The sequence below is a fragment of the Neisseria sp. KEM232 genome (genome assembly GCF_002237445.1).
GTDB lineage: Bacteria > Pseudomonadota > Gammaproteobacteria > Burkholderiales > Neisseriaceae > Neisseria.
The window spans coordinates 240,995-261,521 of the sequence record NZ_CP022527.1 but is presented as its reverse complement, the minus strand read 5'-3'; the positions used below and the strand labels follow the sequence as shown (position 1 = coordinate 261,521).

General features: G+C 58.1%; 25 protein-coding genes, 1 tRNA gene and 1 pseudogene. 9 read left to right on the top strand and 18 right to left on the bottom strand.

What is annotated here, in order from left to right; all coding sequences use genetic code 11:
* Window positions 1-77 precede the first annotated feature (77 nt).
* Entirely contained in the window at window positions 78-1,445 is a 1,368-nt protein-coding gene (gene mnmE, locus CGZ77_RS01220; protein WP_009426404.1) for a tRNA uridine-5-carboxymethylaminomethyl(34) synthesis GTPase MnmE, read from the top strand.
* A gap of 161 nt (window positions 1,446-1,606) precedes the next feature.
* Here the strand turns inward: mnmE and CGZ77_RS01215 are convergent.
* The 11 genes and pseudogenes from CGZ77_RS01215 to hisC all read right to left on the bottom strand — a co-directional run.
* A pseudogene (locus CGZ77_RS01215) lies at window positions 1,607-1,777 on the bottom strand (IS1595 family transposase); the annotation flags it as partial.
* 22 nt (window positions 1,778-1,799) lie between these two features.
* A complete protein-coding gene (locus tag CGZ77_RS12580) occupies window positions 1,800-1,928 on the bottom strand; it encodes a hypothetical protein (protein ID WP_255377875.1) in 129 nt (42 codons plus the stop codon).
* A 151-nt stretch (window positions 1,929-2,079) separates the two neighbouring features.
* The gene (locus CGZ77_RS01210) at window positions 2,080-2,418 is read right to left on the bottom strand and encodes a hypothetical protein (protein WP_036495989.1); all 339 of its coding nucleotides are present in this window, start codon (window positions 2,416-2,418) and stop codon (window positions 2,080-2,082) included.
* 18 nt (window positions 2,419-2,436) lie between these two features.
* Window positions 2,437-2,769, bottom strand: coding sequence for a barstar family protein (locus tag CGZ77_RS01205; RefSeq protein ID WP_036495991.1), 333 nt, complete (start codon window positions 2,767-2,769; stop codon window positions 2,437-2,439).
* 265 nt (window positions 2,770-3,034) lie between these two features.
* Window positions 3,035-3,574: a CreA family protein gene (locus CGZ77_RS01200; RefSeq protein ID WP_009425983.1), complete on the bottom strand. Its 540-nt coding sequence runs from the start codon at window positions 3,572-3,574 to the stop codon at window positions 3,035-3,037.
* Window positions 3,575-3,721: 147 nt separating this feature from the next.
* Window positions 3,722-4,489 carry an imidazole glycerol phosphate synthase subunit HisF gene (gene hisF / locus CGZ77_RS01195; protein WP_009425984.1) on the bottom strand — a complete coding sequence of 256 codons (768 nt, stop codon included), beginning with the start codon at window positions 4,487-4,489 and terminating at the stop codon, window positions 3,722-3,724.
* A gap of 53 nt (window positions 4,490-4,542) precedes the next feature.
* Window positions 4,543-4,866 carry a hypothetical protein gene (locus CGZ77_RS01190; protein ID WP_009425985.1) on the bottom strand — a complete coding sequence of 108 codons (324 nt, stop codon included), beginning with the start codon at window positions 4,864-4,866 and terminating at the stop codon, window positions 4,543-4,545.
* 55 nt (window positions 4,867-4,921) lie between these two features.
* Window positions 4,922-5,668, bottom strand: coding sequence for a 1-(5-phosphoribosyl)-5-[(5-phosphoribosylamino)methylideneamino]imidazole-4-carboxamide isomerase (gene hisA, locus CGZ77_RS01185; RefSeq protein WP_009425986.1), 747 nt, complete (start codon window positions 5,666-5,668; stop codon window positions 4,922-4,924).
* Between the two features lie 130 nt (window positions 5,669-5,798).
* Window positions 5,799-6,443 carry an imidazole glycerol phosphate synthase subunit HisH gene (hisH, locus tag CGZ77_RS01180; protein ID WP_009425987.1) on the bottom strand — a complete coding sequence of 215 codons (645 nt, stop codon included), beginning with the start codon at window positions 6,441-6,443 and terminating at the stop codon, window positions 5,799-5,801.
* A 182-nt stretch (window positions 6,444-6,625) separates the two neighbouring features.
* Complete coding sequence (gene hisB, locus CGZ77_RS01175) at window positions 6,626-7,546, bottom strand: imidazoleglycerol-phosphate dehydratase HisB (protein ID WP_009425988.1); 921 nt, start codon at window positions 7,544-7,546, stop codon at window positions 6,626-6,628.
* Between the two features lie 16 nt (window positions 7,547-7,562).
* Entirely contained in the window at window positions 7,563-8,630 is a 1,068-nt protein-coding gene (gene hisC, locus CGZ77_RS01170; protein ID WP_009425989.1) for a histidinol-phosphate transaminase, read from the bottom strand.
* 69 nt (window positions 8,631-8,699) lie between these two features.
* Between hisC and CGZ77_RS11895 the strand changes: the two genes are divergently transcribed.
* Entirely contained in the window at window positions 8,700-8,960 is a 261-nt protein-coding gene (locus tag CGZ77_RS11895; RefSeq protein ID WP_157058121.1) for a hypothetical protein, read from the top strand.
* A gap of 109 nt (window positions 8,961-9,069) precedes the next feature.
* On the opposite strand, the gene waaF is transcribed toward CGZ77_RS11895, so the two are convergent.
* Window positions 9,070-10,098, bottom strand: a complete 1,029-nt coding sequence (waaF, locus tag CGZ77_RS01160; RefSeq protein ID WP_009425991.1) for a lipopolysaccharide heptosyltransferase II — start codon at window positions 10,096-10,098, stop codon at window positions 9,070-9,072.
* Between the two features lie 232 nt (window positions 10,099-10,330).
* Between waaF and hisI the strand changes: the two genes are divergently transcribed.
* On the top strand, window positions 10,331-10,732 hold the full coding sequence (gene hisI, locus CGZ77_RS01155; RefSeq protein ID WP_009425992.1) for a phosphoribosyl-AMP cyclohydrolase: 402 nt from the start codon (window positions 10,331-10,333) through the stop codon (window positions 10,730-10,732).
* A gap of 80 nt (window positions 10,733-10,812) precedes the next feature.
* Complete coding sequence (locus CGZ77_RS01150; RefSeq protein WP_009425993.1) at window positions 10,813-11,133, top strand: phosphoribosyl-ATP diphosphatase; 321 nt, start codon at window positions 10,813-10,815, stop codon at window positions 11,131-11,133.
* Between the two features lie 108 nt (window positions 11,134-11,241).
* Here CGZ77_RS01150 and metG read toward each other — a convergent pair whose 3' ends face one another.
* The 5 genes from metG to CGZ77_RS01125 form a co-directional block, all read right to left on the bottom strand.
* Window positions 11,242-13,311 carry a methionine--tRNA ligase gene (gene metG / locus CGZ77_RS01145; RefSeq protein ID WP_009425994.1) on the bottom strand — a complete coding sequence of 690 codons (2,070 nt, stop codon included), beginning with the start codon at window positions 13,309-13,311 and terminating at the stop codon, window positions 11,242-11,244.
* Window positions 13,312-13,330: 19 nt separating this feature from the next.
* The gene (locus tag CGZ77_RS11890; RefSeq protein WP_157697478.1) at window positions 13,331-13,555 is read right to left on the bottom strand and encodes a hypothetical protein; all 225 of its coding nucleotides are present in this window, start codon (window positions 13,553-13,555) and stop codon (window positions 13,331-13,333) included.
* A 57-nt stretch (window positions 13,556-13,612) separates the two neighbouring features.
* Window positions 13,613-14,284, bottom strand: a complete 672-nt coding sequence (locus tag CGZ77_RS01135) for a site-2 protease family protein (RefSeq protein WP_009425995.1) — start codon at window positions 14,282-14,284, stop codon at window positions 13,613-13,615.
* Window positions 14,285-14,400: 116 nt separating this feature from the next.
* Window positions 14,401-15,108 (bottom strand): CPBP family intramembrane glutamic endopeptidase, encoded by a 708-nt coding sequence (locus CGZ77_RS01130; RefSeq protein ID WP_009425996.1) that lies wholly within the window; start codon window positions 15,106-15,108, stop codon window positions 14,401-14,403.
* Window positions 15,109-15,141: 33 nt separating this feature from the next.
* On the bottom strand, window positions 15,142-15,762 hold the full coding sequence (locus CGZ77_RS01125) for an L-threonylcarbamoyladenylate synthase (protein WP_009425997.1): 621 nt from the start codon (window positions 15,760-15,762) through the stop codon (window positions 15,142-15,144).
* A gap of 539 nt (window positions 15,763-16,301) precedes the next feature.
* On the opposite strand from CGZ77_RS01125, the gene CGZ77_RS01115 reads away from it, so the two are divergent.
* Entirely contained in the window at window positions 16,302-16,895 is a 594-nt protein-coding gene (locus CGZ77_RS01115) for a tyrosine-protein phosphatase (RefSeq protein ID WP_009426000.1), read from the top strand.
* Between the two features lie 130 nt (window positions 16,896-17,025).
* On the opposite strand, the gene CGZ77_RS01110 is transcribed toward CGZ77_RS01115, so the two are convergent.
* On the bottom strand, window positions 17,026-17,319 hold the full coding sequence (locus tag CGZ77_RS01110) for a hypothetical protein (RefSeq protein ID WP_036496009.1): 294 nt from the start codon (window positions 17,317-17,319) through the stop codon (window positions 17,026-17,028).
* A 225-nt stretch (window positions 17,320-17,544) separates the two neighbouring features.
* Between CGZ77_RS01110 and CGZ77_RS01105 the strand changes: the two genes are divergently transcribed.
* The 4 genes from CGZ77_RS01105 to CGZ77_RS01090 all read left to right on the top strand — a co-directional run bounded on the left by CGZ77_RS01105 (window position 17,545) and on the right by CGZ77_RS01090 (window position 20,527).
* Entirely contained in the window at window positions 17,545-18,360 is an 816-nt protein-coding gene (locus CGZ77_RS01105) for a glycosyltransferase family 2 protein (protein ID WP_009426002.1), read from the top strand.
* A 139-nt stretch (window positions 18,361-18,499) separates the two neighbouring features.
* Window positions 18,500-18,575 (top strand) — tRNA-Lys (locus CGZ77_RS01100).
* A gap of 259 nt (window positions 18,576-18,834) precedes the next feature.
* Window positions 18,835-19,770 (top strand): energy transducer TonB, encoded by a 936-nt coding sequence (locus tag CGZ77_RS01095; RefSeq protein ID WP_009426003.1) that lies wholly within the window; start codon window positions 18,835-18,837, stop codon window positions 19,768-19,770.
* A 91-nt stretch (window positions 19,771-19,861) separates the two neighbouring features.
* A complete protein-coding gene (locus CGZ77_RS01090) occupies window positions 19,862-20,527 on the top strand; it encodes a MotA/TolQ/ExbB proton channel family protein (protein WP_009426004.1) in 666 nt (221 codons plus the stop codon).

The following is a 20,527-nucleotide window of genomic DNA, read 5'->3' as shown; positions in this document are numbered from 1 at the left end:
TTATTTTGACTCACTATATTTCAGACGGACTCATCCCGCCAAAAAAGGCCGTCTGAACCCCAAACGAAAGCCCCCGCATGACCCACACCCCATCCCCCACCATCGCCGCCGTCGCCACCGCCCCCGGGCGCGGCGGCGTGGGCGTAATCCGCATTTCCGGCAAAAACCTGCTGCCGCTGGCGCAGCAAATCAGCGGCGGTAAAACGCCCAAGCCGCGCCTTGCCCTTTACACCGATTTTCTCGATGCCGAAAACCGCGCCATCGACAGCGGCCTGATGCTCTATTTCGCCGCGCCCGCCAGCTTCACCGGCGAAGACGTGATCGAATTGCAAGGTCACGGCGGGCCGGTTGTCATGCAGATGTTGCTCTCGCGCTGTTTGGAACTCGGCGCGCGGCTGGCAGAGCCGGGCGAATTTACCAAACGCGCCTTTCTCAACAACAAACTCGACTTGGCGCAGGCCGAAAGCGTGGCCGATTTGATTGATGCGTCCAGCCAGTCCGCCGCCCGCATGGCCGTGCGCTCGCTCAAAGGCGCGTTTTCGCAACACATTCACGCGCTGGTGGACGAACTCATCACGCTGCGGATGCTGGTGGAAGCCACGCTCGATTTTCCCGAAGAAGACATCGACTTTCTCGAAGCCGCCGACGCACGCGGCAGGCTGGCCGGTTTGCAAGGCCGTCTGAAAACCGTGTTGGCGCAGGCGCAGCAGGGCGCGGTGTTGCGCGAGGGCATGAACGTGGTGCTGGTGGGCGCGCCGAACGTCGGCAAATCCAGCCTGCTCAACGCACTGGCGGGCGACGACATCGCCATCGTTACCGACATCGCCGGCACCACGCGCGACACCGTGCGCGAACAAATCACCCTTGACGGCATCCCCGTACACATCACCGACACCGCCGGCCTGCGCGACACCGACGACACCGTAGAAAAAATCGGCATCGAGCGCAGCGGCAAAGCCCTTGCCGAAGCCGATGTCGCCCTGATTCTCATCGACCCGGCCGAAGGTTTGAACCAAAAAACGCGCGACATCCTCGCCGCGCTGCCGCCGAATCTGAAAAAAATCGAAGTGCACAACAAAATCGACCTCGCAGGCACCGCGCCGAGTCTTTCAGACGGCCTCACGCTTGAGAGCGGCGCGGACACGCTGATTGCCCTTTCCGCCAAAACCGGCGCGGGACTTGATTTGCTCAAACAGGCGCTGTTGCAGCAAATCGGCTGGCAGGGCGAAAGCGAAGGCCTGTTCCTCGCCCGCCGCCGCCACACCCACGCCCTCGAAACCGCGCAAAGCGAATTGGACAACGCCGCCCTGTGCGGCAGCGGCCAGATTGAATTAATGGCCGAACACCTGCGCCTCGCACAAGCCGCGTGCAGCGAAATCACCGGCGAATTCACCGCCGACGACCTGCTCGGCGTGATTTTCTCGCGCTTTTGCATCGGCAAATAAAACGCGGCAAAAAGGCCGTCTGAAAGCACAGCGCAACGCTTTCAGACGGCCTTTTTATGGAATCTCTTGTACTTGGCACAATGATGTGTTAGAAGCCGCCGCTTGTTTTTACAATTTCCCGACACTAGGACGCAATTATGGCAACCGAACCGAACCGAACCGAGTGAAAGATGATGGCTGATGACTTCGCGAATCTTGCGGTAAAACAGCACTGCCGAATTAGGGTGGATGCCCAATAAATCAGCTGCTGAACGGGCAGTAACTTCGAGTACAAAAAACTGAAGCAGTTTCTTTTGAATACTCTTTTTTAGTTTACAACGGGTTATCTTCATTTTTGCAGTCTGACATGACTGCTTATCTAGTACAGCCCCAAGAAAAAACGTCTCTTTCTATATCATGCATGGTTAATTTTGATTTCTTTTTTTCCAAACAAACTTCAAAGCCATTTTCTTCAAAAAATACTAAATCGTCTTTGTTTATCATTTATCGTCCCTCAATTGATTAAGAAATTCTTGCGGCTCTCTTTTTTCCGCTGGGTGTGTATGAGCAGGTAATTTTTGCATGAGCAAGCGTAGCCCGCAGGCTGCTTTGGATGCCGTCTGAAAGGCAGCCTGAAAGTGTTTTCAGACGGCTTTCAGGCTGCCCGAATCTGCCGCAGCAAATAGTCAAACAGCGCGTCGGCGGCGTATTCGGCGTGTTCGCGGCGCACGGGGACATTGAAATAATAGGTCTGGTCGGCGAAGCGCTCGCGGATATGGGCGGGCAGGTCGTAGAGTTCGGCGTAGGCTTCGGCGATTCGGCGCACGGCGGCGGAGACGGTGGCGATGTCGCAATCGCGCTCGGTGATGTCGTAGAACAGGGTGCAGTGTTCGGCATCGAGATTGGCGAGGATGATAACGGGGTAGCAGTGGCGGGCGCAGTAGTCGTAGTGTTCGCTGTCTGCGCTGTTGCGGGTGAATTTGCGGATGGGCATTTTCAGGCTGCTTTAAAGTTAAAAATGGATGGAGACGGTTTTGCCGCAGCGCGGCTGCTGCCGGTATTCGCGCCATATGGCGAAATGGTCGGCGATTTGGCGGGCGAGGGCGGGGGTTTGGTTGTGTAGTTCGCGCAGGTGTTCAAAGCGGATGCGGATACGGCTTTCAGACTGCCATGCCAAATCGCGCATCAGGTCGTCCAGCGCGTCGGCATTGGGACAGGGTCGGGGGAAGGACAGGACTTGGGCGATGCGCTCGGCAAAGGCGGCTGCGCTGCGCAGGTGGCGCAGGCTGATTTTGACGGTGAGGGTATCTGGGGCGGTGAGGGCGGATTGGGTGAAACGGGGCATGTTTTTTTCTTTTTTGGGCAGCCTGAAACGGGGTTCGGTAGGTCGGACATCGATTCCCGGCCTGGACGGCTGTTTGAAGACCGTCTGAAAAGTCAGTTGTGCGGCAGAGCCGTATGGTTTACCGTTGTTAAGGCCGTCTGAAACGCTGTGTGCCACAGTTTGCAGTGAATCGGATTTGCGGGTTTTCTTTGCTTTGAGGCCGTCTGAAACGGTGCTTTAACTTGGTTGGAGCTTTGTTTTCAGACGGCCTTTTGCAGCGGGAGGGTCAGCGCTGCGGGGCGGGTTGGATGATGCAGGCGCCGACGGTTTCGCGGCCTGCGGGGGCGGCCTGCGGGGCGGCGGCCGCGCCGTAGCAGGAGAGGGCGCTGAGGGAGTTTTTCGGCGAGCCTTGGATGATTTTGTCGCTGTATACCATGTAGGCGAAGGCTTTGCGTTTGGGGTCGTAGTAGCGCATGATTTGCGTGCTTTTGAAGGCGAAGCTGGCGCTGCGGCGGAAGATTTGTCTGGGTTTGAGCACGGCCTGTTCGGAAAATTCGACGGCGGGGGCGGTCTGCACGCAGGAGACGGAGGCGTCGCTGGCGTCTTCTTCGAGGTTGACGGCTTCTTTGAGGCCGCCTTTTTTGGCGTAGGAGAGGTAGCAGGTGACGCCTTTGACGTCTTCGTCGTCGAAGGCTTCGATTTCGATGCGGTCGTTTTTGCCGAGGATGCGGAAGACGGTGCTGGCGTCGCCGATTTTGTCGGCATCGGAATCGCAGGCGGCCAGAAGGAGGGCGGCGGCCAGGCAGGCGGCGGTTTTGCGGATCATGTTTTTTCCTTGGGGTGTGTTTTGCGGATGGCCATTCTGCCACAGGGTGCGTGCCGCTCCAAACGGGAGGCCGTCTGAAGAAGGAAAAAGCGCTTTCAGACGGCCTTGATGGATGGGGCCGTCTGACAGCGCTCGGTATGCGGGATTTTACAGGCGAACTTCGATACCTGCCGCGCGCATGGCTTCTTTCGCTTCGCGGACGGTGGCTTCGCCGAAGTGGAAGATGCTGGCGGCCAGGACGGCGTCGGCTTTGCCTTCGGTGATGCCTTCGACGAGGTGGGCGATGCTGCCGACGCCGCCTGAGGCGATGACGGGGATGCCGACGGCTTCGCTGACGGAGCGGGTGAGCGGCAGGTTGAAGCCTTGTTTGGTGCCGTCTCTGTCCATGCTGGTGAGCAGGATTTCGCCCGCGCCGCGCCGCTGCATTTCGCGCGCCCATTCGATGGCGTCGAGGCCGGTGGGGGTGCGGCCGCCGTGGGTGAAGATTTCCCAGCGGCTGTTGTCGGGGTTGACGGCTTTGGCATCGAGGGCGGCGACGATGGCCTGCGAGCCGAAAAAGCCTGCGGCTTCGTCAATCAGGCCGGGGTTGGTGACGGCGGCGGTGTTGATGCTGACTTTGTCGGCGCCGGCGTTGAGCAGGCGGCGTATGTCGGCGACGCTGCGCACGCCGCCGCCGACGGTGAGGGGGATGAAGACTTGTTCGGCCACGGCTTCGATGACGTGGAGGAAGGTGTCGCGGTTGTCGGAGGAGGCGGTGATGTCGAGGAAGGCGATTTCGTCGGCGCCTTCGTCGTTGTAGCGTTTGGCGATGTCGACGGGGTTGCCCGCGTCGCGCAGGCCGACGAAGTTGACGCCTTTGACGACGCGGCCGTCTTTGACGTCGAGGCAGGGGATGATGCGTTTGCTCAGTGCCATGCTGTGCTTCCTTGCGAAAAAAACAGGCCGTCCGTCGGGGGGCGGCCTGAGGGTTAGGAAACGAAGGGGGACAGGATGCTTTTCATGTGTTCGGGCTGGGAGAGCCAGTAAAAGCCGAGCGAGCCGATAACGGAAATGGCGAGGGTGGAGGCAAAGCTGTTGGACAGGCGGTTGACGGCGGTGAGCACCAGTGCGACGTATATCCACTGCACGCCGATTTCCGCCACCCATATGCCGTCCATCGCCGGCAGGGTCATGGACATGAAGCCGCGGATGATGACGGCGATAATCATAAAGCCGAGGCTTTCCGACAGCGCGTAAATGTCGCGGTCGGCCGACCAGATCATCCAAAATCCTAAAACGAATGCTTCTAACATTTTTAATCCCTTTTATTTTGTGTTGTCGGTGTGCGCCTGCTGCGGGCGCGGTGTGTCAAACGGTTTGCGACAGCTCGTCTGCCAGCTTTTGCGCTTGGGCGAAATCGATGCTGCCTTCGTAAATGGCGCGGCCGGTAATGGCGGCGGTGACGCCCCTGCTTTCTGCGGCGCACAGGGCGCGGATGTCGTCCAAGCCGGTGAGTCCGCCCGATGCGGTAACAGGGATGCCTATGGCTTCGGCCAGGCGGACGGTGGCTTCGATGTTGATGCCGCTCATCATGCCGTCGCGGCCGATGTCGGTGTAGATGACGGAGTTGATGCCGTCGCCGGCAAAGCGCCTGCCCAGTTCGGCGGCGTCGAGGCCGGTGAGCGTTGCCCAGCCGTCAACGGCGACATTGCCGTCTTTGGCGTCGAGGCCGACGATGATGCGGCCGGGAAATTCTTTGCAGGCTTCGCGCACGAAATCGGGGTTTTTCGCCGCCGCCGTGCCGATGATGACGTCGTTCAGGCCGAGGGCGAGGTATTTTTCGATGGTGGCCAGATCGCGGATGCCGCCGCCGAGTTGGACGGGAATGTCCGCCGCCACAGCCGCCAGGATTTCTTTGATGGCGGGGAAGTTTTTCGGTTCGCCCGCGAATGCGCCGTTCAAATCGACAAGATGCAGCCTGCGCGCGCCCTGTTGCAGCCAGTGCCGCGCGGTGTGCGCGGGATCATCGGAAAATACGGTGGCTTCTTCCATCAGGCCGCGGCGCAGGCGCACGCAGCTTCCGTCTTTCAAATCGATGGCGGGAACGAGCAGCATGGTTTTTCCTTTATTGGGTGGCAAAGCGCGGCACAACGCTTTTTAATTTCGTTGGGATTGCGCTTTCAGACGGCCTTTGTCCTCAAAACGCGGGGTATGGCGGCTGCATGTAAAGCGCATTTTACACAAATTATCCATTCCAGTGTAAAAAATTACTCAGCAGGGTGAGGCCGGCGTTGTGGCTTTTTTCGGTGTGGAACTGGGTGGCGAACACGTTGTCGCGACCGACGATGCAGGGGAAGGGGTCGGGATAGCTGCTGGTGGCGAGGACGACCGACGGATCGGCGGGGGCGAAGCGGTAGCTGTGGACGAAATAGAAATGCGTATCCTGCGGGATGCCTGCGAACAGGGGATGCGGCTGCGTCTGGTGCACGGTGTTCCAGCCCATGTGCGGTATTTTCAGACGGCCTCCCGCCGCGTCTGTGAGGCCGTCTGAAAAGCGCTCGACGGTGCCGGCAAACCAGCCCAGGCCGGGTGTGTCGCCTTCTTCGCTGCGCTCGAACAGCAGCTGCGCGCCGACGCAGATGCCGAAGAAGGGTTTGTTTTTCAGGGCGTCGGACAGGGCTTCACCCAAGCCGCTCTGTTGCAGGGCGGCCATGCAGTCGGGCATCGCGCCCTGGCCGGGGAAGATGATTTTGTCGGCGGCGGCCACTTCTTCGGCCCGGCCGGTGAGCAGGATTTGCACGTTTGCGCCGCTGATGCGGGCGGCTTCGCGCACGGAGCCGGCAACGGAATGGAGGTTGCCCATGCCGTAATCGACGACGGCTATTTTCATGGCTGGTGTCCTTTGTGTTTTTTGTATCTTTGAAACGAAACGTTGTGTTTTCAGACGGCCTGAACGGGTGTGCGGATGCGGGTTGGAGGCCGTCTGAAAAAACGGAATAAGGTTTGAACCGGCGGACAAACCGCCTGCTCCGGAGGACGGGTCAGGCGGTTGGGACGGTGTTTTAAATAAGCCTAATCGGTGAGCGTGCCTTTTGTGGAAGGCATTTTCCCGGCCATGCGTTCGTCAAACTCCACCGCCATGCGCAGGGCGCGGCCGAAGGCTTTGAACAGGGTTTCGGCCTGGTGGTGGGCGTTGTTGCCGCTGAGGTTGTCGATGTGCAGGGTCATCATGCTGTGGTTGACGAGGCCGTGGAAGAATTCTTCAAACAGGTCGACATCAAAGCGGCCGATGAGGGCGCGGACGAAATCGACGTTGTACACGAGGCCGGGGCGGCCGGAGAGGTCGAGGACGACGCGGCTCAATGCTTCGTCGAGCGGGACGTAGGCATGGCCGTAGCGGCGGATGCCGGTTTTGTCGCCCAGCGCCTGTTTCAGCGCCTGGCCGAGGGTGATGCCGATGTCTTCGACGGTGTGGTGGTCGTCGATGTGGGTGTCGCCTTTGCAGGTGATGTCGAGATCGATCATGCCGTGGCGGGCGATTTGGTCGAGCATGTGTTCGAGGAAGGGCACGCCGGTATCGAAGAGGCCTTTGCCTGTGCCGTCGAGGTTCAGGGTGAGGGTGATTTGGGTTTCGCTGGTGTTGCGGGTGACGGTGACGACGCGGTCGCCTTCGCGGGCGGCAAAGGGCGCGGCCTGCACGGTCTGTTCGGCCAAGGCCGTCTGAACGGCTTCCTGCGAGGTGGTGTCTTTTGCTTTTTTCTCGGGATGGCGTCTGTCCATCCAGCCTTTGGGTTTGCCCATGCTTTTTTCCAGCTTGGCGGCGAGCACGTGGGAGATGCCGCGTCCGTTTTCGCCTTCTTTGTTCAGGCGGGCGCGCAGCTGGTGCAGCGAGGCGGGTTTGGCATAGCCTGCGGCGCGGGCGAGTTTGGACACGCTGCCCGCTTCTTCGACGAGGCGCAGGAAGTTTTCGGTGCGGATGGTTTTTTTATCCATGGTTTGACCTTTCAAATCAAAAAAGTGTTTGCAAAACGTTGGAAACCTGACGGTTCTGCTCGGGCGAACCGACGGTGAATCTCAGGCACTGTTCGAGCAGCGGATGCGAGCCGTGCAGCTTTTTAATCAAAATATTGTGCGCTTTCAGCGCTTCGTATACCGCCGCCGCATCGGGCACGCGCGCGGTGACGAAGTTGGCTTCGCTGGGGAAAACGCGCACCTGCGGCAGGCGGGCGAGTGCTTCGCTCAGGCGCGCGCGTTCTTCTTTTAAAGACACTATCTGCTTAGCCACCCAGCCGTAGCGGCGCAGGGCGAAAGCGGCGGCGGTCAGGCTCAGGCGGTTCATATTGTAGGGCGGCACGATTTTCGCCAGCTCGCCCATCAGCGACGGATGGCCGCAGGCATAGCCCAGCCGCAGCCCGGCAAAACCGATTTTGCTCAGCGTGCGCAGCACTACCAGCTTTTCCTCGCCGCCCGCCTGCGGCAGGAAACTGTCGCCGCTGAACGCGCCGTATGCTTCGTCAACCACCACCACGCCCGGCGCGGCGTCGATAACCGCCTGTACTTCTTCCCGCGCAAAACGCACGCCCGTCGGGTTGTTCGGATAGGCGAGAAAAACCAGGGCGGGGCGGTGGGTTTCCAGCGCGGCCAGCACGGCGGGCAGGTTGAGCGTGAAATCACCGTTCAGCGGCACGCCGACGTATTCCATGCCCGCCAGCGCCGCGTTGTGGCGGTACATGACAAAACTTGGTTCGAGTGCCAGCATTTTCGCGCCCGGTTTGGCCAAAAGCAGCGGCAGGAGTTGGATCAGTTCGTCCGAGCCGTTGCCCAAGGCAATCTGCGCCGCATCGGGAATGGCGAAGGTGTCGCGCAGCAGTTCGGGTACCCCGCAGGCGTCGGGCGCGGGATAGCGGTTGATCTGCGCCTGCGCCAGCTCTTGCGCCAGCTCCCGCATCATGTCGTCGGGAAAACGGCAGGGCAGCTCCATGGCGTCGAGCTTGATGCAGTCTTCGGGCACGGCGGCGACGGCATAGGCCGACATGGCGCGGATTTCGTCGCGAACCAGATGGCTGGTGGGGGTCATTATTTGCTCCGTTGTGCTGGTTTGTTATGTGTTCCGCTCTGTTTTGCATATCGGCTTGGGCGGAAACTGTTGGAATTTTTGCCGCATTATACCGTTTTTAAGCACGGCGTCCCGGCAAAATGCATGATGGGGTTTGTTTTTGATTGTTTACGGCAGAAATCGGATGTGGAAGTGATGATTTTTTCGGAAAAGATGCCGTTTTCGGAACGGGGAATGAAAAAGAGTAAAAGAAATGCTTCTTTTGTTTTGTGGGATATTTTGCCGCTGTGTATGGTTTTTAGCGCGGCATGTTTTAAAAATATGGCATATGGGCATAAAAAGGCCGTCTGAAAGTGAAGTTCCAACGAAGTTAACAAGCGGTTTCCTAAGTGTTCGGGCGGAAGATATGCTTTCAGACGGCCTTTTGCTGCATGGTCTATATTGTTTTCAAGAAGTCCGTTCAGACGGCCTTGTTTTCTTCCGCCAATTCTTCGGCTGCGTTTCGCACCATATCGGGCGTGAGTTTGTTCAGACAGTCGGTGTGCCCCAGCGGGCATTCGCGTTTGAAACAGGGCGAGCAGTCGAGGTTCAGGCTGACGATTTTGGCTTTCGGGCTTAGGGGCGGCGTGTGGTCGGGGCTGGACGAGCCGTAGGCGGCGACAAGTTTTCTGTCGAGCGCGGCGGCCAGGTGCATCAGGCCGCTGTCGTTGCAGATTACGGTGTCGGCGCAGGAGAGCAGGTCGATGGCTTCGGAGAGACTGGTTTTGCCGCAAAGATTGGTGCAGAGGCCGTCTGAAAGGGCGTTGATTTCTTCGGCGATGGGGAAGTCTTTTTGCGAGCCGAACAGCCAAACCTGCCAACCCTGCGCGAGATAACGGCGGCCGAGTTCGGCGAAATGGCGCGCAGGCCAGCGTTTGGCCGGGCCGTATTCCGCGCCGGGGCAGAAGGCGATAACGGGTTTACCCGTGTTAAGGCCGTGCGCGGCGAGGGCGGCTTGGCGGCTTGCGGGGTCGATGGCAAAACGCGGGTTGTCGGAATGGCCGTTGAAGTCGGCTTGGGTAGGGTGGGCGAGGGCGGTGTAGCGGTCGACCATCAGGGGTAGGGCGGCTTTGTCGAGTTTGCGGATGTCGTTTAGGAGAAAATAACGCGATTCTCCCACATAGCCCGTGCGCTGCCTGATGCCGGTGGCCAGCGCGATGACGGCGGATTTGAGCGAACCGGGCAATACGATGACTTGGTCGTAGCCGCGCCGTCCGAGTTCGCGGCCGAGCCGCCAGCGTTTTTTGAGCTGCAACGCGCCGTGGCCGAAGGGGTTTTCGATGATTTCGTTTATTTCGGGCATACGCTCGAATACGGCCATTGACCATTTGGGCGCGAACACGTCGATGGTGCAGCCGGGATGAAGCTGGTGCAGGCGGCGGTAGAGCGGCTGGGTCATGACGCAGTCGCCTATCCAGCTGGGGGAAATGATGAGGATTTTTTTGGACATGGTTTGCGGGCGGTTTGTGGTTTGGCTTTATTTTAATATGGATTGGAGGCCGTCTGAAAACGCTTGGGGCTGAAGTTTCGTTTTCAGACGGCCTTTTTGCCTGCGGCCATTGTTGGCATAATGTGCGGGCTCGGATGTGACAGCCGGTTGACCCGAAAGGCCGTTCCCGCCTATGCGGGAATGATGTTTCTGAAACGTTCGGGCGGTTTGGGTTTGATAAAAGGAAAAGCAGATGGACGAAGCAGTATTGCAGGGCGTGAAATTCGGTGCGGACGGGCTGGTGTGCGCGGTGGCGCAGGACTGGCAGAGCGGGAGGGTGCTGATGGTGGCGTGGATGAACGCCGAGGCGCTGGCGCAGACTGCGGCCACGGGCTACGCGCATTATTACAGCCGTTCGCGGCAAAAGCAGTGGATGAAGGGCGAATCTTCCGGCCACACGCAGAAGGTGCACGAGCTGCGGCTCGATTGCGACGGCGATGCTGTGGTGATGCGGATCGAGCAAAACGGCGGCATCGCATGCCACACGGGGCGGGAGAGCTGCTTTTACAAAGTATGGCGCGACGGCGTCTGGCAGACGGCGGATGCGGTTATCAAAGACGAAGCGGAAATCTACGGCGGCGCAGACCGTCGCTAAATCAGACAAAAGGCCGTCTGAAAACTGAAATATGGCTTTCAGACGGCCTCAAACCGGTTTTCCAAACAGGAGCAGAAACAATGAACAGCGGTATTCTCGACGAAATCCAAAACGTTATCGACTCGCGCAAGGGTGCAGACCCGGAAAGCTCTTATGTGGCGCAGCTTTTTCACAAGGGCGGCGACAAGATTTTGAAAAAAGTGATCGAAGAGGCGGGCGAGGTGCTGATGGCGGCGAAAGACGGCGACAAGGCGCATTTGGTTTACGAAACGGCCGATTTGTGGTTTCACTGCATGGTACTGCTTTCGGCGCACGGCCTGCGGGCGGAAGACGTGGTAAACGAGTTGGCGCGGCGGCAGGGTTTGTCGGGACTGGCGGAAAAGGCGGCGCGGCAGCAATAGGCCGTCTGAAAGCTCATTTTCGGTAAAGCCCGAATCTGTTTGGCAAGCAAAGGCCGTCTGAAACCCTGTTTGAGGTTTCAGACGGCCTTTGGTATGAAAAGCGGCGGTTTAACCCACTTTATCCCCCGGCTGTGCGCCTGCGTCCACGTCCAAGAGTTTCAATTTTCCGTCGGCGGTGGCGGCGGAGAGAATCATGCCTTCGGATACGCCGAATTTGGCCATTTTGCGCGGGGCGAAGTTGGCTACGGCAATCACCATGCGGCCGTTGAGTTCGCTCGGATTCGGGTAGCTGGCGGCGATGCCGGAGAAGATAACGCGTTTTTCAAAGCCGAAATCAAGGTCGAATTTCAAAAGCTTGGTGCTGCCTTCTACGGCTTCGCAGTTGATGACTTTGGCCACGCGCATGTCGATTTTGACAAAGTCGTCAAACGATGCCTGTTCGGCGACTTTTTCGTATTGGCTCTCGGCTTCGGCGGGCGCGGCGGCAGCCTGAATGCTTTGTTTGTTGGCTTCGATTAAGTTGTCCACTTGGGTTTGCTCCACTCGTTGCATTAAATGTTCGTATTTGTTGATGGCGTGGCCTGCGGGCAGGGTTTGCGCGGCCATGTTCCATGAAAGTGCGGGAATGTTCAAAAACGCGGCGGCCTGTTCGGCAACACGCGGTAACACGGGCGCGAGATACACGCTCAACACAGCAAAGGCGTTAATCAGCTCGCTGCACACTTCATGCAGGCGCGCTTCCTGGCCTTCCTGCTTGGCCAGTTCCCACGGCTTGTTGGCGTCGGTGTATTCGTTTACCGCGTCGGCCAGCGCCATGATGTCGCGCAGGGCGCGGGCGTATTCGCGCTCTTCGTAGGCGGCGGCGATGGTTTCGCTCTCGGCGGCGAGTTTGGCCAGCAGCTCGCTGCCCGATACGTCTTCCAGACGGCCTTCAAAACGTTTGGTGATGAAACCGGATGCGCGGGCGGCGATGTTGACGTATTTGCCGACCAAATCGCTGTTGACGCGCGAGATGAAGTCTTGCAGGTTTAAGTCGATGTCTTCGATTTTGCTGTTGAGCTTGGCGGCGATGTAGTAGCGCATCCATTCGGGGTTTAGTTTTTGTTCCAAATAGGATTTGGCGGTGATAAACGTGCCGCGTGATTTGGACATTTTTTGGCCGTCCACGGTTAAAAAGCCGTGGGCGAATACGCCTGTGGGGGCGCGGTGGCCGGAGAAATGCAGCATCGCCGGCCAGAAAAGGGCGTGGAAATACAGGATGTCTTTGCCGATAAAGTGGTACATCTCGGTGTCGGAGTCGGCGCGGAAATAGTCGTCAAACTCAATGCCGATGCGGCTGCACAGGTTTTTAAACGAAGCCATATAGCCTACGGGCGCATCGAGCCACACATAAAAATATTTGCCCGGCGCGCCGGGGATTTCAAAGCCGAAATAGGGCGCGTCGCGCGAGATGTCCCAGTCGGAAAGCGCGGTTTCGCCGTCTTTGCCCAGCCATTCGTTCATTTTATTTAAGGCTTCGGGCTGCAAATGCGGCTGCACGCGGCCGTCTGAAAGGGTGGTACTGCCCGATGTCCATTGTTTCAAATAATCGGCGCACTCGCCGAGTTTGAAGAAAAAGTGTTCGGATTCTTTGAGTACCGGCGTTGCGCCCGATACGGCGGAGTAGGGTTTGATGAGTTCGGTGGGGGAATAAGTGGTGCCGCACACTTCGCAGTTGTCGCCGTATTGGTCGGCGGCGTGGCATTTGGGGCATTCGCCTTTGACGAAGCGGTCGGGCAGGAACATTTGTTTTTCGGGGTCGAAAAGCTGCTCGATGGTGCGGCTTTCGATTTTGCCGTTGGCTTTCAGAGCGAGGTAGATTTTTTCGGAAAGCTCTTTGTTTTCAGGTGAGTGGGTGGAGTAGTAGTTGTCGTAGCCGATGAGAAAGCCGGTAAAGTCGGCCAGATGCTCTTCGCGCACGCGCGCAATCATGTCTTCGGGCTGCACGCCCAGTTTTTGCGCCGCCAGCATTACCGGCGTGCCGTGGGTGTCGTCGGCGCAGCAGTAGCGGCAGTCGTGGCCGCGCAGTTTTTGGAAGCGCACCCAGATGTCGGTTTGGATGTGCTCGACCATGTGGCCGAGGTGGATGCTGCCGTTGGCATAGGGCAGGGCGGAGGTAACGAGGATTTTGCGTGTCATGGCAGGTGGTTAAGCTGTGTTAAAAACGCGGCATTATGCCATAAACGATTAGGGGCTGTTGGCAATACCAATTGCCAACAGCCCCTGGGGCGCGTTGACAATCAGCCTTGCGGCGGTATTTTTGGTAAAAATCCACGCCTGCCGCGTCAAAAATGCTCGCAAGATATTCAATCTTGCTGCGCTTTTTTCCTTGCAGGCGCGAATTTTTCCTCAAAAAACCGCTTCGCAAGCTGAATGTCAACACGCCCTAGGCCGTCTGAAAGAGGAAAACTGCGCTTTCAGACGGCCTCTGCGTCGGTTTCTACATAACAACGCCCGTCAGCAGGGTGCCGATAAGCAGGGAGAGGAAAAGGGCGGCGTTGATTAGCGGCTCGGCCAGATAGGCGAGCAGCGGGGCAAGCAGGCCGGCGATCAGGGCGAGAAAGACGATCCATGTGCCGTAAGGTTCGATTTTTTGGAACTGCGCCGACCATTTGGCGGGCAGGAAGCTGTCGAGGAAGCGGCCGCCGTCGAGCGGCAGTATGGGCAGCATGTTGAGCACGAATAAAAAGGCGTTGAACGAGACGCCGAAGCTTGCCATTCCGGCCAGCGCTTCGCCGAAGGAAACGGGGACGACGGGCAGCAGCCCCATCAGCACCGCCCAGGCGAAGGCCATCAGGAGGTTGGCCAGCGGGCCGGCGATGGAGATGGTGCGCCAGCCGAGGCGGGCGTCGCGCAGGTTGCGGGTAATGACGGGCACGGATTTTGCCCAGCCGAAAAAGAAGGGCGAGCCGCTGACAATCAGGATGGAGGGGACGATGATGGTGCCGAACAGGTCGATATGCGCCAGCGGGTTGAGGGTGAGGCGGCCGAGTTTTTCCGCCGTGTTGTCGCCCCAGTAGCGGGCGGCGTAGGCGTGGGCGGCTTCGTGCAGGGTGATGGCCAGCAGGGCGGGCGCGATCATTAGAAGGAAGGAGGCGGGGTCGAAATTCATGGTGTGTGGTCTTTCTTGGTGTGGGAGGCCGTCTGAAAGCGCAGCTTCAACGAAGTTAAAGGCCGTTTTGCGCTTTCAGAAACGTCATTCCCGCGAAGGCGGGAACGGCCTTGTTTTTAGGAAGACAGGTAAACGGAGGCGATGGCCACGGCGTTGTTCGCCATATGGATAGCGATGGGGTAGCGGATGTCGCGCAGGTGCAGATAGGCGGCGGACAGCACTGCGCCGAGCGTGCCGTATAGGACGAGGGCGGGGATGTCCGTTCCCGAGTGCATGAAGCCGAAGAGCAGCGAGGACGATAAAAACGCGTGGGCGCGGCCTTCGGGCTGATCGATGCTGCGGCCGAACAGGCCGAACAGTGCGCCGCGAAACAGCCATTCTTCCGCCAGCGGTGCGAACAGCACGATGTCGGCCAGCGCTACAGATACGGGCAGATGGCGTGTCCATTCGATAATTGCCTGCTGGTTTTCCGTGTCTTTCACGGGTGTGTCGAAGAAAAAGTTCAACACGTGCAGGCCGTATTCGCCTGCCAGCAGCATCAGCGCGAGGTAAAACGCGCCCCAGCAGAGCTTGCGTTTCAGGGAGATGTCTGCGGGTTTGGCAAAGTAGCCGCCGATAGGGCGGCCGGTGCGGTAGGCTCGGTAAAACAGAATCAGCACCGGCGCGGCGACGGCGGCGAACACGGCGGTTTGGTAAAGCGCGGCGGTGTTGCCGATCTGCCCAGTGCGGCGGTTGATGTCGACCAGTGTGTAAACCAGCGTGGGCACGACAAACAGCAATAGCAGGCAGCCGGTGAATTTCAGAATGTCCGTGATTTTGTTCATGCAAACCCTTTCAGACGGCCTTTTCAGACGGCCTCACAAGCCGAACACGGCCTTGTCGCCCCGTCCCTCGCGTACCAAAACCGTGCCGTCGGTCATGTCCACCACCGTGGTCGGCTCGGTGCCACACCAGCCGCCGTCGATCACTAAATCGACGGAATGCTCCAGGCGGTCGCGGATTTCGTAGGGGTCGGTGAGCGGCTCTTCGTCTTCGGGCAGCATCAGCGTGCACGAGAGCAGCGGCTCGCCCAACTCGCGCAGCAGCGCAAGGGCGATGGCGTTGTCGGGCACGCGCAGGCCGATGGTTTTGCGTTTCGGGTGCAGCGTGCGGTTGGGCACTTCCTTGGTGGCCTGCAAAATAAAGGTGTAGCTGCCGGGCGTGGCCGCTTTGAGCTGGCGGAATTGGGCGTTGTCCACCTTGGCGTAAATGCCCAGCTCGGCCAAATCGGCGCAAACCAACGTCAGATGGTGTTTCAAATCGATTTTGCGGATGCGCAGAATCCGCTCCATCGCCTCCTTGTCGCCCAAACGGCAGCCGAGCGCGTAGCAGGAATCGGTGGGATAGGCGATCACGCCGCCCTTGTGCACGATTTCCGCCGCCTGCCGGATCAGTCGCTCTTGCGGATTGTCGGGATGGATGGCAAAAAACTGAGCCATGATGAATGCTCCTTAAAAAATATTGGGCTTGGCAAGCCAATTTTATGCTTGCCGTTTACCCAGAAGATTTAATACCTTAATACTGAATGTATCTTTCATTGTTAAAGATTCAATATTGACTTCTTGAAAACGCTAACTATTTTCTTCAAACGAGTATTGATAAAGCTTTTTATTGAGGGCATCAAAAAAATAACCGTAAAAATGATTGCTTCTGCTTTCATCCTCAATAAAATCAGTGATATAGACATATTTTGCATCTATATCCAAATAAGATATTATTTTTCAAACAATTGAGGAAATTCAACGGGAAATTCCCTTGTGAGCTCTTCAATATCTTCAAGGAACACACTATTCGGAATGTCTTTTAGATCCAATGGCTGCATGGCATTTCCTTTTAGATAGTTAATAACAAGACTTCTTGCGTAAAGAGGTAATTACGCCTCTTAAAATTTCCAAATACAGAGGCCGTCTGAAAAACCTGTTGGCCGAAAAAAGCCGCGAATGATACCCTAGCCGCTCTGCCGACAAAAGGAAAACCCATGTCCCGCCTGATTGCCCTTATTCTCTGCGCCCTTATCCCCGCTGCCGTTCACGCCGCTGCCACGGCCGAATCCTACCAATGGGCCGCCCCCGTCAAAGCGGATGCCAACCTCTACCGCATCGACGACAAACTCTACCGCAGCGAGCAGCTCACCCGCGCCGATGCCCCGCAGCTTGCCGATCTGGGCGTCAAAAGCGTCGTCAACCTGCGCTATTTCGACCGCAACGACAACGACACCGCCCTCGCCGGACACGGCCTCGCCCTGCTCAACAAACCCCTGCTCACTTGGCGCGTCACCCCGCGCCAAATCGCCGAAACCCTCTACCTGATCGAGCAACGCCAGACGCACGGCGCGGTTCTCATCCACTGCTACCACGGCGCCGACCGCACCGGCCTTATCTCCGCCATGTACCGCATCGTCTACCAAAACTGGCCGATAGAAGAAGCCAAACGCGAAATGCAGCAAGGCCCCTACGGCTACCACAGCATCTGGCGCAACCTCGCCAAGCTGTTCACCGAAGACAAAGTCCGCCAAGTGAAGGCCGAACTGGCCAAACTCAAAGCACAGGCGCAGTATAGTGAAACAAAATAGGAAAGATACAAGGCCGCAAGCCAAAGACAGTATGGGTAATACGGGGCAGGTTTTCTTGGCATTTTAAATGCCGTAGAAAGCCGCCCTCTTCGAGCTAAGGCGCAGCAACGCTGTATATTTTCTATTTTGGTTAACTATTAAAACCGCCGAAGGCTTCGCCGTCCCACAGCAACCGCAAACCTTTGTCCGCCATCGCGCCGTCGATAACGGCAAACGCCAACTGCAAAGCCTGCACGCCGTCCGCACCGAAAACCCGAAAACACATGTCCCTGCCCGCCCCGACGATACGGCAGGGACACACCCATTCGCCCGTTTCGGCCGCAAACGGTTTGCCAAACAGAACTTCCACCGTTTCATCGGGCCGGTCGGCAAGCGTCAGCAGACGGTAAACCGCCGCCTCGGCACGCGTCAGTTTGTCAGACATAAAACTCCTTTCGTTTACCTGTGTGCCAATGCCGCCGCCAAACCGTTCTGCGGCAGCCGGCACCTTCCTTTTAACATTAAGGCAGAGGCAGGATACCATTAAGGCCGTCTGAAAGCGCAAACCGCCCTTCAGAAACATCATCGCCGCGTTTATGTCCTGAAGGGGTAAAGGCGGGGACGGCCTCAAACCAGTACACTTCCATTATTTTTTCAGACGGCCTCCATCATGCAAACCGACCACAAGCCCACCCTCGACGTCATTATTCCCTGCTACAACGCCGCCGCCACCCTGCGCGCCGCCGCCGAAAGCGCGTTGGCGCAAAGCCGCGTGCGTCAAGTCTGGCTGGTCGACGACGCCTCGCAAGACCGCACAGCCGAGGTGATGGCGGAGCTTACCGCACAATACCCGCAAATCCGCTGCACACGCCTGTCGCAAAACGTCGGCGCCGCCCAAGCCCGTAACTGGGGCGTGTTACAGAGCGATGCTGATTTCGCCGCCTTTCTCGATGCCGACGACGCCTACGAAGCTGAAGCCCTCGCTCCCGCATATCTCGCCCTCGAAACCATACCCTACCTCGCTCTCATCCGCCTCAAACTGCGTCCCGCCGGTTTTCCCGACCATTACACAGCCCATCCCGCCTTCGCCGAAGCCTGGCAGCGGCTGGAAATGACCGTCGGCGGCAATATGGTCTTCCGTCGCAGCGTCCTGCTGGCCTGCGGCGGCTTCCCGCAAGACGCCCTGTTCCGCCGCTTCGGCGGCGAAGATGCCGCCCTCGGCATCGCCCTCACCCGTGCCGCCGTCGTCGGCACCCTGTTCGGCAGCCGCGACCCCGCCGTCATCCACAACCACCACCCCGGCATCCACGCCGAAAAACTGCTCGACGCCGCCCTCTTCGGCAAAATGCCCGACGGCATGACCGAACGACACCAGGCTGAAGCGGAAGCCGTCACCCAACGCATCTGCGCCGCCATAGAAAGCCTGAAAACCACCCTGTCTTTCGGCCAAACCGGCATCACCGTTCTGAAAACCGACTACGCATAAGAAGATTAAGCATTAAACAAGCAACAACAGCGTCAGGCTGTCTGAAAGCGAAGCCTCAGCGAAGTCAAAACACCGCAGACAAAAAACGCTTGACGCCCGACTGCTCCGCCGATATTATGCGCGACTTCGATTATTCGATGGGTCGTTAGCTCAGTCGGTAGAGCAGCGGACTTTTAATCCGTTGGTCGAGCGTTCGAATCGCTCACGACCCACCAAAATCCTGAAAAAAGCCAAATCGGATTCCGGTTTGGCTTTTTTTATAATTTTCGGAATCTCAATCAAAACGGTCTGAATAAAACATACCGTGACGCTATCTGCAATGTTCAGTACTAATACCGATCGTTATTTCAAATATATCAATGCCAAATCCCAAATATCTCCAAATTAATACCGTTTAGAATATGTAAAGAAAAAACAAAAAACTGCAAAAAATACCTTGCAAGCAAAAATTGTTTTTATTAGTATGCCGTCCCTATGAAAAATGACCGCCTATTAACCTTTTCCGTTTTCGGATTCGTTGTGCTGATGCACGCGGCGCTGTTTGCGCTGCTGCTTTTGCTCAACAACAAGCCCGAACTTCCCGATGTGGAAGATATGGAGTTTGTCGATTTGGCCGCTTTCGGTCCGCCGGGCGGCGGAGGCGGGGGCGAGCCGGAGGCTGCTCCGGCGCCGGAGCAGCCTCAGCAGGCAGAGCCGCAGCCCGAGCCTGAGAAGCCCAAACCCCGGCCACCGATCGAGAAGCCGAAGCCGGTAGTGAAAGAACCTGAAAAGCCGAAGCTCAAACCGGTGATTACGCACGACCGTAAAGCCGATATCCGCATTCCGAAAGAGGAAAAACCGGAAGAAAAAATCGAGCCCAAGCCGCAACCGAAACCCGAACCCAAGCTCGAGCCGAAACCGGCTCCGCCCGCACCTCCCGCGCCGCCTCCGGCGAAAAAACCGGAATTCACCGCTCCCGGCGGTACCGGCAGCGGCGAGGGGCAGGGCACCGATCCGAAAGCCCACGGCAAACCCGGCAGCACGGGAACGGGCGGCGGCAGAGGCGGCGGCGACGGCACGGGAGACGGCCCCGGCACCGGGTCGGGCAGAGGCCCCGGCAGCGGCGGCGGAAGCGGTGGTGGTGACGGTGCCGGCGGCAGCGCAGGCAATGCCATCGTCAAAGCCGGAGGCAGACTGGCCACACCGTCTTATCCGCCCCTTTCAGTCGAAAACGGCGAAACCGGCACGATTGTGATGGAGGTGCTCGTCGATCCGAGTGGACGCGCCACCGAGGTGAAAATCACCAAAGGCAGCGGCTATGCCCGCTTAGACGCCGCGGCCAAACGCGGAGCGATGTCGGGGCATTACCAAACCCACGGCAAATGGGTACGCTTCAAAGGCGCGAAAATCGTTTTCGAGCTTAACGATTAATCCCTCGGAGGCCGTCTGAAAAAACGGCACACGCGTTCAGACGGCCTCCGTCGACCAATTTCAAATCAACAGCAAAAGAGAGCAGCACAATATGGATTTACTACACGTTTTCAAACAAGGCGATTTCGTTCTGATCACCGCCTTCATCATCCTCATCATCATGAGTCTGGCCACTTGGACGGTGATGATAGTCCGCACCATCAAACTGCGCCGCGCCAAAGCCGGCAACGCCCGCGTCAAAGAGCTGATTTGGAATGCCAAATCGCTGGAAGAGGCTGTGAAAATTGCCCGCGAACACGAATCGCCGATGAGCGACATGCTGCTTGATGCAGTGAAAACCGACGAAACCTTCCACCGCAACAAAGATGCCAACCTCGCATCCGGCGTTCCCTTCGGCCCGTACCTGCTGCGCCAGATCCAATACAGCATCAGCCAGATCATGCGCCGTTTCGACGGCGGCCTCACCGCCCTTGCCTCCATCGGTTCGAGCGCGCCGTTTATCGGCCTGTTCGGCACCGTATGGGGCATCCACAAAGCCCTGCTCAACATCGGCCAAAGCGGCCAAGTCAGCATCGCTGCCGTAGCCGGCCCCATCGGCGAAGCACTGATTGCCACCGCCGTCGGCCTCTTCGCCGCCATTCCTGCCGTATTGGCCTATAACTTCCTCGTGCGCGGCAACAAAACCCTGCTGCAAGACCTCAACGCCTTCGGCCACGACCTGCACGCGCAAATCCTGAACAAAAAAGACAAGGAGTAA